16 protein-coding genes are annotated in these 14,090 nt (G+C 52.4%); 2 read left to right on the top strand and 14 right to left on the bottom strand.

What is annotated here, in order from left to right; genetic code table 11:
- Window positions 1–8: 8 nt before the first annotated feature.
- From MKZ09_RS14810 to MKZ09_RS14745, 14 genes are all read right to left on the bottom strand, one after another.
- A complete protein-coding gene (locus MKZ09_RS14810) occupies window positions 9–500 on the bottom strand; it encodes a hypothetical protein (protein WP_341040909.1) in 492 nt (163 codons plus the stop codon).
- A 12-nt stretch (window positions 501–512) separates the two neighbouring features.
- The gene (locus MKZ09_RS14805) at window positions 513–1,019 is read right to left on the bottom strand and encodes an HK97 gp10 family phage protein (protein WP_341040907.1); all 507 of its coding nucleotides are present in this window, start codon (window positions 1,017–1,019) and stop codon (window positions 513–515) included.
- A complete protein-coding gene (locus MKZ09_RS14800) occupies window positions 1,019–1,402 on the bottom strand; it encodes a hypothetical protein (protein WP_341040905.1) in 384 nt (127 codons plus the stop codon). Before MKZ09_RS14800 ends, MKZ09_RS14805 begins: the two co-directional genes overlap by 1 nt.
- 13 nt (window positions 1,403–1,415) lie before the next feature.
- Window positions 1,416–1,631, bottom strand: a complete 216-nt coding sequence (locus MKZ09_RS14795) for a hypothetical protein (protein WP_341040904.1) — start codon at window positions 1,629–1,631, stop codon at window positions 1,416–1,418.
- A 222-nt stretch (window positions 1,632–1,853) separates the two neighbouring features.
- Entirely contained in the window at window positions 1,854–2,864 is a 1,011-nt protein-coding gene (locus MKZ09_RS14790) for a major capsid protein (protein ID WP_341040903.1), read from the bottom strand.
- Window positions 2,865–2,942: 78 nt separating this feature from the next.
- Window positions 2,943–3,347: a hypothetical protein gene (locus MKZ09_RS14785; protein WP_341040901.1), complete on the bottom strand. Its 405-nt coding sequence runs from the start codon at window positions 3,345–3,347 to the stop codon at window positions 2,943–2,945.
- Between the two features lie 27 nt (window positions 3,348–3,374).
- The gene (locus MKZ09_RS14780) at window positions 3,375–4,154 is read right to left on the bottom strand and encodes a hypothetical protein (protein ID WP_341040900.1); all 780 of its coding nucleotides are present in this window, start codon (window positions 4,152–4,154) and stop codon (window positions 3,375–3,377) included.
- Between the two features lie 304 nt (window positions 4,155–4,458).
- Window positions 4,459–5,535 carry a phage minor head protein gene (locus MKZ09_RS14775; protein WP_341040899.1) on the bottom strand — a complete coding sequence of 359 codons (1,077 nt, stop codon included), beginning with the start codon at window positions 5,533–5,535 and terminating at the stop codon, window positions 4,459–4,461.
- Between the two features lie 11 nt (window positions 5,536–5,546).
- On the bottom strand, window positions 5,547–7,166 hold the full coding sequence (locus tag MKZ09_RS14770; protein WP_341040898.1) for a phage portal protein: 1,620 nt from the start codon (window positions 7,164–7,166) through the stop codon (window positions 5,547–5,549).
- A gap of 15 nt (window positions 7,167–7,181) precedes the next feature.
- A complete protein-coding gene (locus MKZ09_RS14765) occupies window positions 7,182–7,385 on the bottom strand; it encodes a hypothetical protein (RefSeq protein WP_341040897.1) in 204 nt (67 codons plus the stop codon).
- A 7-nt stretch (window positions 7,386–7,392) separates the two neighbouring features.
- On the bottom strand, window positions 7,393–9,093 hold the full coding sequence (locus MKZ09_RS14760; RefSeq protein WP_341040896.1) for a terminase: 1,701 nt from the start codon (window positions 9,091–9,093) through the stop codon (window positions 7,393–7,395).
- A gap of 52 nt (window positions 9,094–9,145) precedes the next feature.
- Window positions 9,146–9,472 carry a hypothetical protein gene (locus MKZ09_RS14755; protein ID WP_341040895.1) on the bottom strand — a complete coding sequence of 109 codons (327 nt, stop codon included), beginning with the start codon at window positions 9,470–9,472 and terminating at the stop codon, window positions 9,146–9,148.
- 158 nt (window positions 9,473–9,630) lie between these two features.
- Window positions 9,631–10,533: a hypothetical protein gene (locus MKZ09_RS14750; protein ID WP_341040894.1), complete on the bottom strand. Its 903-nt coding sequence runs from the start codon at window positions 10,531–10,533 to the stop codon at window positions 9,631–9,633.
- Between the two features lie 222 nt (window positions 10,534–10,755).
- A complete protein-coding gene (locus MKZ09_RS14745) occupies window positions 10,756–11,151 on the bottom strand; it encodes a hypothetical protein (protein ID WP_341040893.1) in 396 nt (131 codons plus the stop codon).
- A 401-nt stretch (window positions 11,152–11,552) separates the two neighbouring features.
- Between MKZ09_RS14745 and MKZ09_RS14740 the strand changes: the two genes are divergently transcribed.
- Window positions 11,553–13,061 (top strand): recombinase family protein, encoded by a 1,509-nt coding sequence (locus MKZ09_RS14740; protein WP_341040892.1) that lies wholly within the window; start codon window positions 11,553–11,555, stop codon window positions 13,059–13,061.
- A gap of 99 nt (window positions 13,062–13,160) precedes the next feature.
- A complete protein-coding gene (locus MKZ09_RS14735) occupies window positions 13,161–14,078 on the top strand; it encodes a sensor histidine kinase (RefSeq protein ID WP_341040891.1) in 918 nt (305 codons plus the stop codon).
- Window positions 14,079–14,090 lie beyond the last annotated feature (12 nt).

Below are 14,090 nucleotides of genomic sequence, written 5' to 3'. Positions count from 1 at the left end.
TCCCCTTTCTATGGCAAAAGCCCCGGCATCACTACTTTGGTAAAGACCTCAGTAGGTGGCGGGGCTATTGTTTGATTGCGTCTATAGGTCACTTCGTATTCGACACGCATAGGCGTGTCCATGCTTTCCCCGTTGCCGAAGATAATGTACACTTCGCGCAGCTGACCGATTATTACAGCATCCGCTCCGGTATGCTCGTAGACCGGCAGCTGGTTAATGTATTTCCCTCGGGTCCGGTCTTCTTCTGACAGGTCCATGCCCAGCAGGTCCTGCAGGTCTATCAGCTGGTCCAGCTTGGTTACGTACAGCTTGCCGTATTGCTTGACCTTGTTCACATATTGCCAGCGTGACAGGTTCCGGTCCTGGGATCGGTCCGGGGCTTCCCAGACAATAGCAGGCCGGGCAATCTTCGGCGGCGCTTCGGCTAGTCGATAGCTCTTTAGACTGGCTACCGACCATATCCAGCGCTGGAGTGCGTCCAGCTCTTGCTGGTAACTCATGTTCAGCCCCTCCTAAAACAGCCGATCAAACAGCCGTTTGAATTCGACTTCCAGCAGTTCCGGCATGTCCTCTTCCAAACGGTCCATAGCTTTTTCAAACATATGAGCGCCGGGAATGATTTGTCCGGTTAGGACCATGCCGCCGATCCCCTGGGCCTTTGCTTCTTCATACGGGACATAGATAAAATTCCCGCGTTTCCAATAGCCCGGGACGTACCGGCCGCGCTTCTGGGTATAGCCATCATTGACGGCCCCCGCGTAGCTTACCGCTGTGCCGACGAATACGTGAGTAGTCCGGCCGACCTCAATCTGAAAGACGTTCTGCGGGTGGCCCAGCTGCATAGACTCCCGCAGCCATCCGGTGCGGACCGGCGTCAGATCGTCCAGGCTCTCCAGCAGCAGCATACCCGCCTTTCGGGTAATCCTGTCCTTCGTGGCGTCCATTTCGGGACCGCTGGCCAGCTCTGCCAGCCATTGCTGCCACTTCTCCAGGTTGTCGATTCGGAATTCCGCAGCCATTACCTGCCGCCCAGGAAGCTAAACCCATAATCGCTAACTTCGGCGTTCTCGCGGGCGTAGGCGTTTTTATAGGGCAGCAGCATCTTGTCCACGTTTTTCAGGGGATTAGGCGCTGTGCCTGGCCTGGTTGGCGCGGCTTCGGTCACGTTTCCGCTAACCTGGTCCACTTCGGCGGTTTCACCTTCTACCAGGATTTCAAAGGCAGCAGCTACAATCCCCTTAAGATTTACGAATAAAGTGTCCCAGGGCAGGATCGGCGGTTCGCCGCCTATCTCACCCAAGCAATAAGCATTCGCCCGGGCTAAATAAGTCATGCGATCCGCTTCGGTCATATTCGTAGCCGGTATAAAATAGCTTGGTAGTTCGGTATCAGAAAGAATCATGAAGCCCGCCCCCTTATCGGATCAGCAGCGCAGCCTTGCCCTGGGCCAGGATTGCGTCGATAATCGTATCCTTCTTTGCGTCGAACCCGAATTCTACGCCTGCAGCCAGAGCTGCTTCCTTAAGCCCTGGCTTAGTACCGCCGCCCTCCAGATTGTACTGGTCGTTCAGCGCCTTGCGCTGCTTCTCCACCTCAGCTGCTGCAGCAGCGTCTGGGTCTGCCTCTGGCACGTTTACCGGCGCTTCCCCGATCTCTCCGACCGGCTTGTCCTGGTCGTCTACCTGGCGGCCCTTGCGCTCATTCAGCAGCGCGTTATAAGACAGCTCCCCCAGTTCGATTACCGTACCAGGCTTAACGTCGGAACCTTGGAAGGATACGCCTGCCGCGTCAATAAAAATTCTAGGCATTTCAGTTACCCCTTTCGATATGCAGCATAGGCTGCGTTTATTTTATTAGGCCAGCAATGTGCAAGGTTGAATATATTGGCTGCCGGTGACTTTAGGGAAGGACGACGCCACAACCTGGATGATATCCCGCATAGGCAGTTCCATGTGGATAGTCCGGGCATAAATGCCTGGGTTCATTTGGTTTTCAATTGTAGGACCCATAAGCTGGTCACCGATTGCACCGCCCTCTTTGAGGAATACACCCTTTTTAGCATCCAGCAAGCGCTGGGAAACGCGGGTCCCGCCTGTATCGACGTCGCGGTAGGTGACCGAAGCGTCGAAGGACTCCATTTTCGCCATTTGACGGCCGGACAGGAAGGTATTCAGTTCGCCCAGCTCCAGCAGCTTGTCAGAATAGCCGGTTACGGCCTTGCGGACTGCAGGATCGTTAAGCACGGTACGGATAGCCGCGATAGACGTTACAAACGTGTCCGCGCCTTCTCCTGTGCGGTCCTGGTACTCCTGGTTCCAAGTTTCGTAATCCGTAATGATCGTCGCACCGGTATCGTTCCAGCGTGTTGCTGCCGTCTTGAACTGGCCAGCTTCCAGGCCGAAACCTACAGTCATATAAATGCCGTTCTTGGCATAAACCAGCTGACCGTTACCCAGGGCCTGCCAGCCCATCCATTCGATACGGGCGTCCACATTCCCCTTAATAGCCGCGCCCTTCTTAAGTAGCTGCGTTTCGGTCAGCTTACGGCGCTGCGGGTTGCCCTTGTCCATGAGTGCGCCCAGTTCTTCCTTGGTTACGACGTAACCCTGGGAAATGTCCGCAATCTCACCGGATACGGCTTTCATAGGATCACGGTCGGTCAAAGGTACTTCGGCCAGCCCGGATACGATGTTCGCCATGTCAGCCTGGCGTACTACCTGTGCGTCGTAAAATTTGGTTTCAAACGTTTCTACGCGCGGAAGGAAACGCTGTGCAATATATCCTTTCTTGATCGGCACTTCCTTGATCGTGTCGGTAAACAAAGGATTCGCAAAAAACGGGCTATACTGGTCTAATCCTGCCATTGTTGTTTCCCCTTTCGGTCTGTCTGTTAGTTTTTGGGCATAAAAAAAGCAGCCCGAAGGCTGCATGTTATTTAGGTGCTACAGAATGCGGATTGCTCCCGCCACGGAATCCTGGAATTTCTGGGTCCAGCCGATCAGCATCCCCTTATAGACGTCCGCACGGACCAGGACCTGGCCGACAATGCGGTCCGCATTGGCTCCGGCGTCGGTCAGTTCAAACTTAACCGACTGGTCCAGGATCACCGGGTTAGACTTCCCGACTGGGAAGGTTCCAGCGGTCGCTTCCGCGTACTTTTCATACTTGCCGGAAGTGTTATCCTTCACCAGGCATTGACCCTCCAGGACCAATTCCCCCGCAGCAAACTTGCTGCCGTCCAACGTAATACCATTCGTGATGTACGAATACGTCGGGCTTGCCTTGATCTCGCGGCCGCCCAATACAGCTACATGTCTAATCTGGCCGTCATAGTTACCTACTGGCATGATTCGTTTCCCCTTTCGCTCTCTTACTTATTTTTGGTCGGTCGTAATACCCATACGGCGAAGCGCATCGGCCTTCATTTCGTCAGCCTTGTTTTTCCCGCCACTTCCACCAGCGCCGCCAGAACCTCCTGGCGGTTTGCTTCTGAATTCGCCGCCCTGGCTGTCTTCTTCTTGGTCTTCTTCTTCCTCGGTTGTACCTGTGCCGGGCGTTTTGAATAGGTTCGGCTCCGCTTTGGCCAGCTTAGAGATTACAGACGTAATGCTCTTGGCTGTAGGCAAGCCGGTTTCGTCGTCGTAGTCGATAAGGTCCGCGTAATCGTTAAGCGCACGGACAACCTGGGACGGATTATGCGGCTGGTGCTTGCCGACTGATTTCAGCACGGCATTCTCCAGCGCTAGCTCCTTCGCCTGGGCTTCCAGCGTCTTTACCTTGGCGGCATCCTTGCGCAGCTGCGCGATCTCCTGTTCTGTCGCGGTTGCGCCCTTACCGTCCGATTCCTTGCCGACCTTAGCCAGCTGTACTACGGCTGCCACAAGACCCTTATTGTCGGCGTCGATATCAAGCCCCTGCTTTTTCAGCTCCTGGCGAAGTGTGCGGCGGGCCACATTATGGGCCATGCTTTGCATATCGCTTTCGGAGTAGATCAGCTTTTCGCCGTCGTCCTTCGGATCAAACAGCAGCGCGGCGTCGTATTCGGCCTGGTCCAGGTCCTGGTCTTCCAGCAACTCCTTGACTTTGGCTTCGTACTTCTCCTTCGTCAGCTTTCCGGCCTTGTACTTCTCCTGCAAAATCTTAAGCATGTCCATTCGTTACCTAACCTTTCCCGCAGTTAAAGGGCTGCTACCCCCTGCGCCCCGTTGTTCTTGCGATACGGGTAAAACGCTTATTGGCAAAGGAAGCACACCAGGAAGCAGTGCAGCTTAACCTTTTTGTATATCCTGGACAGCCCTGCCCTGGCTGCTCTTATCAAGTTTCGGCGGCTTTTGGCGTATGTCGGTTATGCGCCCCCAGGGGTCATACCCATATGCGGCCTACTGTTCGCTGTTTTATTCAATCCAGCGGGGTCCAGGATATGCAAAAAGGTAAGAAGTCTTTACTTCTTACCTTCTGTCAGGAAGCTTTCTCGCCCCTGCGTAGATATTTCTTAGGGTTATCCTTGGCCAGCCGCTCGTCCAGGTCCGGCAAGCCGCGTTCCTTGGCGTATTCGCGGTACGTCTGGGCCTTGGTGTAGTACCGCTGGCCGTAATTGTCCAGGGTATCACCGTCGCCCCTGGCGATCCGCTCCCGGATTTTCTTGCTCATGCCGTCCACTACTGGCGAATACTTGCACCGGCAATTAGGATGATTAGGAATCCGCTGCCCTGGAGTACCGGGCATTTCCGGCGTATCGTATGCCACATCGTAGATTTTACCGTCGTTATCGGCATCCTTCGGCGCGGTCCGTATGTCCAGGGTAGCTACCCAGCGCTTCCCGCCCAGGATATCCGAATTCTGAATGAACGAATGGCTGGAAGCCAGGCTGGCCGCCCGGTTCATTTCGGTACGGGCCAAGGTCAGCGCTCGGTCGTAACTCTCCCCGGCTTCGTCCCGTACCTTCCGGGCCGTTTTTGGCAAGTCCCAGCCCTGGGTCGTAGCCTGCAGGATCGTTTCGTCCATTTTCAAGGCCAGATTTGCGGTATTCGCACGAATCCGGTCGCTGTAGGTCTTACCATCCGGCAGCCAAGGGTTAGCAATGACCCCCATAACCTGAGGATAGGTCAGGACCGGCGTAGCGACCGTTATATTCGTGGCCTGCTCCAGCGCCCAGGTATTGAAGTTCACGCTGTCCACGTAGGTAAAGGCTATATGATTCTCCAGCAGATCGGCCTGGCCCTCCAGCGTTCGGATCATGCCCAGGGCCATCCTCTGCAGCTCCTGCAGACGGGCCGCTTCAGTCAGTTTAGCGCCCATTAGCTTACCGTCTGGGCCTGCGTACTTCGCGTACAGCTCCTTGATTGACGCCAGCAGCCCCGTTTCTACCTTGCGCCAGGTCGGCAGGATCAGCTTGCCGTAGTCGATAGACCGCTTATCCAGGATAGCCTGGTGCTTGGCCAGCGTTTCTTCCAGCATATCGTCCATTTGGTTCGCCATGTTCCAGGCTTTATACTCCGATGTGCCGGGCCGGTATGGATTTTTACGGTCAGCCATAGCCTAGCCCCCTATTCCGTCGGTTGCGTGTCTTCTGGGTTCGTCGTGGTAGTCGTCGAAGCCGTAGACCCGAAGCTGCTGCCCATTCCCAGAACGGAAAGACTGGTTTCCGTGGCCCGCTTGGCCGCGTCGTCCTTCTGCTTCTTCATCTCGTCCAGAGCAGCCTGCGGGTCGGGAATAAACCATAGCAATTCATACAGGTACGAATCCGGGACTTTATCAGCCAGGGCCTGCACAATTTGGGCGACTTCCAGGAAGTTCTGCGGCATATTCCGGTTCAGGGTGAATTCTACCCACTCGCTGGAGTACAGGCCGTTCCCGGCGGGGTCCTTAAGCTTGGCCTGGTAGTCGTCCGGCAAGGAACCGGAAGCGCCTGCCAGTTTTCGGGCGTTTATGAAGTCGGTTAGCACGGCCAGCAGCGTTTTTATCGTGCTGCGGAAGTAGGTTTCCTTCTTTCCGGCTTTAATGTCCAGGCCCGCGTACTTGACTTTAATTTCGGTCGCTGTAGCGCCGGACAGATCATCCAGTTTCGGGATATACGCCACTGAATGGATCGTATCCCGCAGCCGGTCCAGGAAGTTTTCGATTGCCTTGTCCTCCTGGCCCGGCTGAATGAACTGAGCTGCTGAATCCTTGTTTTTCAAGGCCAGCGCCCGCGCCTTTCGCATGGCCATTACTTCGGCTTCGCCCTCTTTCTGGGTCGCGCCCATTTGGACGCCGGTCATAAGCAGCAGCTGGTCCTGCATCCGGTCCACGGCGTTCGATTTATCGCTTATACCGTGTGCGAATTCCAGCAGCATAGACATGATCCCGCCCGCCAGGTCGGATACTCCGGCCTTTTTCTGGCGGGTCTTGTAGCTGGCCGGGGTCCCGTTCAGGAAAACGGAAACCGGAATCCGGCCTGCCTTATGGTCTATGACGTTCGGGGCCTCGTCCTTGTCCAGGGTGAAGGATTCGCCGTCTTCGTCGCCTATGGCATACGTAACGTATTTGCTGTCGTAAATCTCTGCTTTATAGCGTAGGTCTTCTTCGTCAGCGTCCGGCTCGGCCACATTGACCTGGTAAAATCGCACCACCAGCTTAAGCCGCCCCCGGCCATCGTAGACCGGCACAACCTCCTGGATCGGGAATTCCTCGTAGTCGATCCCGCCGTTTTCGTCTACCCAGCAGAGAATGAAGGACATGCCCCCGATCCCGCCCTGGGTCAGAGTCTCCCGCAGGACCCGCTGGGCATCTTCCGTCTCCAGCAGTGCCAGCAGCTCCTTCCGGTACTCGCCCATAACGGCCGCCGTGGTCCCTGCTTCCTTGGGGTCCTTGAATGCCCATACGATGGGCTTGCCCAGCATGTAATCGACCGGCGTATCCACTATGAGCTGCGCCAGGCTGGCGAATACCTTGTGGTTAACGTCGTCGCCCCGGCTCTTGTCCCGCAGCTCTATTTCCTCCAGCTCTCCGTCATAGGTCGCCTGGTGCAATTCGACCTTTTGATCCAGCAGCAGCGCCTGGTGATCCTTCAAAAGCTTGGCCAGCCAGGCGCTGTTCTGTGTCAGCCATCCGGGTGCGGCTGTCTTCGCGGCTGCCAGGTCTGCAGAAGCGTCCAGCAGCGCCGGTATTCGGTTTACTACGGCCATATCCGGCCCCCCTCCCTACGTTTCGATCATGTCGGCCACGTTGTCCAGCCATTCCTGGCGGTCCTCCGGGCTTGCTTTGGCCAGCTGCCGCAGCATTTCAACGGCAATACAGGCGTCAGCCCCAGAAGGGCAGCTGCCGTCCTGCTGTTTCGGGCATAGTGGGCAAATATCATTTGTCCAGCGCCCCCGGAGCTTATCAAAACTGATTATCTCGACCATTGGCACGTTAACCCCCTATCTCTTTGCGATTGAAGGACGTTGCCCGCCATTTATCCGGGTCTTTCATTCCCCAGGCTGCACGGATCAACATAAACAGGGCCATTGCCTTATCATCATGCGGCACATGCCCCGGTTTTCTTGGCTTGGCGTTACGGGGAACATGGAAATTGATTTTCTGGGCCTTTTTCGCTTCCCGTACCAGATTTTCAAGTTGCCATTTGGCTTCTTCCCACTGGTCGCCCTGCTGCATGTCGTTTATGGGTCGGCGCGGCATGCAAAAAAGACCTGCATGCACATAGCTGTAGGCCAGATACCCTAATTTGCTTTTGTTTTCGTCGCCCTCGGCCCGGAATTTATACGGTTCTATCAGCATGTCGTCCAGCTGTTCAATTAACCAGTATGCCAAGGGTTCACCGATCCCCGTAGCGTCAACTACACCGCCCAGTGTTCGCCAGTGCCGCAGTATGGTTTTTATCTGGATACGCTGTTCCGTGTGTGGCCGCCCGATCCACTGATAGAAGCACACAGGGGCGATTACCCCGTTATCGTGTAATTCCCCGATCACCAGGTCCGTTGCGTCCCGCTTGTGCATCCCAGCTTCGATATCCTCCCCTGTGCCTGTGGGATTCTCTTCTTGGCCCGCTACGTCAATCGAAAAGACGTATTTGCTGCCAGGCTTCGGGCCTTGTCGCATGGTGTACGTACCTGTAGCACTGAAAATGCGCTCTATTTGTTCTAAATCAAAGAAGCGCCCTATGCTGTCAACGAAGTTAAGCAGATACTGGGTCTGGATAGCGATATGCTTAACGCCCAGCCGCGCTACCTGGTTTTCAAAGGCCTTCCGGTAGTTGTCGTTTCCCGAAGCTATAACCCGGTGCGCGTCAATCTTATAAACTAGCTTGGGGCGGTAGCCCAATTCCTTCTCCAGACGTAACTCCATAGCGTAGGACTGCTGCATAGCCGCATAAATATGGGATTCCTTGGTCCAGGCCACGCCCCAGAATACGGTGGTCGCATTGTTAAACGCCCCCATAGGCTGCGCGTCACGTTCCCACTTCGCAGTATCTATGTCCTGGGCTTCGTCACCCTCCAGCAGCGTGTATGCCGTCTGTGATGCGATATTAGCCGCCGGGTTGATAGACAAAAAGGCCCACTTATTGGAATCTCGGGGCCGCCCTATATGGTATTTATAACCGTCTGATTTCCGGTATGTCTTCTTGGTCAAGGCACTGCCTGCCAAGCCGCCAGCGTCCGGGGCGTCGGCCCCCTCCAGGCGGTCCATACTGGCCTGCACCTGGGGCTTATGCACTGGTGCAAATTTAACGCCGGATATCTTGGTCCCATGATACCAGCCATACAGCAGCAGGTACTGTTCGATAAACGCCGATTCTTCGTTCTTCCCGGATTGCCGGGTCTGCATGACCGTGAACTGCCAACCCAGGCCCGCAAGACACGAATAGATTATGGCGTCACATACCTCCAGCTGGTAGTCAAAAGGGTCATTTCGACGAAGCAGCCGCCATGCTTCCCGCAGATTCTCCCGTAGGAACACTTCCCCCAGGTCAGCGATTGTATTGTACGGTACGCCTGCCCTGGCATCCTGAACGGTGCGGGGTACGGCTGTAATAGTGGGTGCGCCGCTTATGGGGTCCGTTTCGTCCTGGTAATCATATTCGACAAGCTTGTAGGCGCTGCTTCCGTCAATCATGGCCCTTTCTCCTTCCCTGAAAAGTAAAAAACCGCCCATAGGCGGCTTTCTCTTAAATGTGCTTCCATGTTTCCCTATTTAGAATCATGTCAATAGTGCGATAGTGTACCCCGTACTGCTTGGCCATAGCCTTACTGCCCGTACCCCGTTTACCAGGTACGTACTGCGCCCGTATAGCTAATACCTGGGCTTCTGTTAGGACAGATGTACGGCTCTTTTCCCCCTGCTTGGCTGCAGAACGTTTGCGCCGTATTTCGCCTTCCCGGGCGACTATGTACGCTTCCAGGTCTGCGTATTGTTCGGGCAGATACGGCCCTGGCTCCTGGCGGTTCATCTTCCGGGCGATATGCCCCTGCAATTCTTCGGCAATGTGTTCCATAGGTCCACCCCTAAATATCGTTATTTACATGTAACGATAATATCAGAACCATTACACACAGTCAACACTATAGTCACAGTTAACCCTTCCGCAGTGTATCTTTATGCTAATAAACATATTTTTTGCAAAACGCATAAAAATACAATCGGCTGAAACCTTTATACTTCGGGCTTTTCGGCGCTTCTGCTCTGTGCTTTCCCGCCCCAGCTGACCGTAACTTTGCCTTGACTGGCTTGCTGCAATTCCTTGTTTATCGCAGTTAACAAGTCGTCGCCTGAATCCTGTGTAAGTCTTGCATGCTTCTCTATAAGCCTGCTTAAGGTGTTAAGCGCTCTATCCAGGGTTCGATCCTCTAAGCTTCCAGCGTGGTAATAGCTCCGGCCGCCTTTTTCACCTTCGGAGAAATAGACCTTTGTCTGCCAGTCTGCATATTCCTCTGCTTCTATAGCTGTTCGTTGTGCTACCCAGCGTTCAACCTCTTTAAGCCGTTTCTCGCCGCAGTTGCGGGCTGGGCAATACCCTAGCTTGCCTTCAAGTTCGCCCCGCACATGCACAGCCCCACAATCCGGGTTAGTGCATTTATACTTCACGTACTTTTCATTCAGTTTCAGCTTATAGTACCGATCCCACTTACGCCGCCACCCTGTAAGATACGTCAGGATTTTCGCCTTTTGCATATAAATTTCATGCTGCAGCCCTAAGTCCTGTATCTCCAGCTGTTCTTCGTAGGCTTCGCGTTCTTCTGGGCTTATTGCCTTGCTGTAGAATCCATGCTTTCTTGCATTCTGGCTAACTACCGCCTTACCTTCTGGAGTCTTTGGCCCAGTGTTTCGGCCGCCGCAAAACTTACAGCGTCCCCAGCCTGGGTGATCCGTACCCATACCGGCATACTGGCGGCAATAGCCTTCACTCTTCTTTTTCCTTGCCCCGCATGTAAGAAACGGCAGCCCCCGGCGAATCTCAACCCGATTCATTTTATCGGCCTTTTCATGTACAAGTCGCTTGGCTTCTTCGTTTAGCGGGTCCAGCGAAGCAGCCGGTTTCTCTGGCTCCTTGGACATTACAGCGCCCCCTTTGGTTCGTGAAAATAAAAAAGCCAGCCCAGAAGGCCAGCCGAATTTAAAAGTAAAGACTTCTTTACTTCTATGAATTTTGTTTCGTAAAGTCAGGACCCGGAAACTGGAAGCGTCCTTTTTCCGGCCGATTTTCGCCTTAAGCTTGTGCTTACCTGTAAGCACAAGTAAAGCAGCTTAGTTAAAATTTACGATTTAGACGGCAATCTGTCAACCCCCTCTGATTCGTGTGTACAGCGCCACAATTCCAGCAGCCCGGCCATTCACGTTTATATATAGCTGTTCGACGGCCAGGTCACAGCGCTGATAGTACACATCCTTCGATACATGCAGCAGCTGCAGAGCATCCTTAACCGGCAGCTGCCGCGTCCAGCGGCACTTAACCACGGCCTGCATCCAGGGCGATAACTGCCCTATAGCGTCGTCCAGCATGATCTTGTTTAACCGGCCCCCATTCACACCGTCGTAGGCCTTCGGCCCGCCGTTGACCGGCATGTCGTCCGGGTTGGGCAGTTGGTCACCGTTCTCCAGCGTGTGGTAGTTGACTAATAGCCTGCGGATATTTTTCTTTGATACGAACCCTTCAATACCTGGTATTGTGCTCAATACAAAACCCCCTAAATTATGTAAATGCGCTTTTCTAAAATAAACACTATATATAATAAAAATATAAATAATAAATAATTAAATATAATTTATTAAGTAATATGTATTTAGTGTTTATTAACTCTTTAATATATAACAGCTGTAGTATTTTGGTGGGGGGTCATTTTCGTGTTTCGGTTTGCGGCGTTTCTGTTTTTGCTTAAGGACCCCTACCTCAAAGCTGCGGGAAATTATATAATGTCGCGGCGGTCGTTGTCCTCTGCCCATACTCCGCATCCATAAAAGACGCTTATCAGACCGCGAACTCCGATAGATGTTTTTAATCCCCCTGTCCGGCCCCTATCTTAATAATTATACCATAGGTATAGTTGTGCTATAACATGTGAATGAGGTGGCACAGCATGGCAAGAGAAGAATTTATAATTAGATATGTGGCGCTCTACCTCCGAAAGAGTCGGGGCGAAGAAGATGCCGATTTAGAGAAACACCGCTATATCTTAAGGGAGATATGCGTTAAGCATGGTTGGAAATACGTTGAATATGTGGAGATAGCCAGTTCAGAAACCATTGAATACCGGCCGAAGTTCCAGAAACTCCTTGCTGACGTTGAAGAAGGCATTTACGACGCCGTGCTGGTCGTGGACTATCAACGCCTGGGCCGGGGCGAACTGGAAGACCAGGGCAAGATTAAGCGCATATTCCGGGACAGCGAAACGTACATAGTTACCCCTGACAAGATTTACAATCTCGTAGACGATACGGACGACTTGCTGGTAGATGTACGCGGGCTTCTTGCCCGCCAGGAATACAAGACGATCACCCGAAACTTACAGCGTGGTAAGAAGATCGGGGCGCGGCTTGGTAACTGGACTAACGGCACCCCGCCCTATCCGTATGTCTATGTGGCCGAAAGAAAGGGGCTGGTCGTCGAGACTTCCAAAAATAGTATCTACCAGGAGTTAAAGGAAGCTGTACTGGAAGGACAGCACCTGGCACCTTTGGGCTATGCATTAAACATACGGGGGATACCAGGACCAAAAGGTGGGATGTGGCACGGGAATACGATTCGCCGCCTTCTCTTGGACGAAACACACCTGGGCCGGATCATTAGCGGCAAGACTAAAGGGTCAGGTCACAAGCATAAGAAAACACAGCCCCTGGTCCACCTCCCCCGGGAAGATTGGACTGTTGTCGAGAATTGCCATGAAGCCGTGAAAACAGAAGAAGAACATTTGAGACTGATTTCCATCCTGGAGTCGAACCGGAGTGTTCCGAAGAAAGCCAGGGCGGGTACGTACCCATTGACCGGTCTTGTATTTTGCGGCAAGTGCGGCAGAATGATTCGATACAGTGTACGGACAGACGGCTACCCCACTTCATCCCTTAAAAATTGTGACGCTAGAAATAGTTTCGGCGTGAAGTGTGATAACCCCGGCTTGCGCCTGAGTGTGCTTCATGAATTTATTGCTGCAGAACTGAAAGAGTATGAGCAGAAAATAATTGATTCTGAGGCATACATTAACGAAGGTTACCTGGAGCGCTTAACGCAGAAGATCGGGGAAAAGGAATCCCAACTTCTGAAATTTAAAAAGGCCTTGGCCAAAATCAAGGAAATGTACGAGCTTGACGAATACTCTCGGGAAGAATACGAGGAAAGACGCGACAAGCGCCAGAAGGAAATTGCTATACTTGAAACAGAATTGATAGCACACCGTCATGAAATGAATTACGATTCCATCGAGAAAAACAAACAGCGTAAGGTATTAATTAAATCGTTCCGCGATATATGGGAATCTGAACAAGCTACAGACAAGGATAAGAACGATATTGCAAGGCAAGTAATCTCTCGGATTGAATACAGCATGGATAAGGAGACCATAGACATTTCGCTGTCCATTGAATTCAATTGATAAATCAACTATTGTGAATTATTCATATCTTGTGGCTTTTACGGATATGGCACCAGTGACCTGTATGCTAAGCAGCGTGAGCTGAACCGTTTTTTTGTAATGATTAACTGGATTATCGGTCCAATTCTGCTCCTATTACTCTACTTGCTGATCCGGCAGCTGACCAAACCACTTAAACAGCTTTCAAAGACTACAAAAACGATCGCTGAAGGTAAATATACCGAGCGCGTACAGTTGCGCAGTAAAGATGAATTTGGTGAGTTAGCCCTGAACTTTAACCGAATGGCAAACGCAGTGGAGCAACACGTGATCGAACTGTCTAATATGGCCGATGAAAAGCAGAGAATGGTCGATAACCTCGCCCACGAACTGCGCACACCTTTAACCAGTATGCAGGGATTTGCTGAATTTCTGACTTCCGCAAATATAGGACAGGAAGAACAGCAGATGGCTGGTCAATATATCCTTAGTGAAACCTTACGCCTGAAGAATTTAGCCTTCAAACTGCTGGATTTGTCTGTCCTACGGCATCATCCTCTGACTCTGAAACAGGTAGATATCTCAGATTTGTTCAAATCGGTTAAACAGATTGAGCAGCTTAAATTGGACGAAGCAGGCATCAAGCTAGAAATGGATTATTCCATCCCTGCGGTTTGGGGTGATCATGATCTGCTAGCTTCCTTCTTGGTTAACCTTGTCGAGAATTCCATTCATGCATCCCCGCAAGGGAGCACCATCCGCATGCTTGCCTATGTATTACATGATGAAGCCATATTGGAAGTATGTGATTCGGGATTTGGGATGACCCCGGAACAGAGCGTGCGTGTTTTTGAACCCTTTTATCGAGGTGAAAAATCGCGTACACGCGAATACGGGGGTGCGGGTCTTGGTTTATCTTTATGCAAGCAAATCGCAGATGCACATCAAGCCAGAGTTTCACTGAATTCTACTTTAGGTCAAGGGACAAGTATCCGCATCTTTTTACAACTCCATAACATCTGTTCACTTACTCTATAACATCTATAGTTT

The organism is Paenibacillus sp. FSL R5-0908 (assembly GCF_038006245.1).
Taxonomy (GTDB): Bacteria; Bacillota; Bacilli; order Paenibacillales; family Paenibacillaceae; genus Paenibacillus_AQ; species Paenibacillus_AQ odorifer.
The sequence above is the reverse complement of the archived record's forward strand: the minus strand, read 5'-3'. Positions and strand labels throughout refer to the sequence as shown.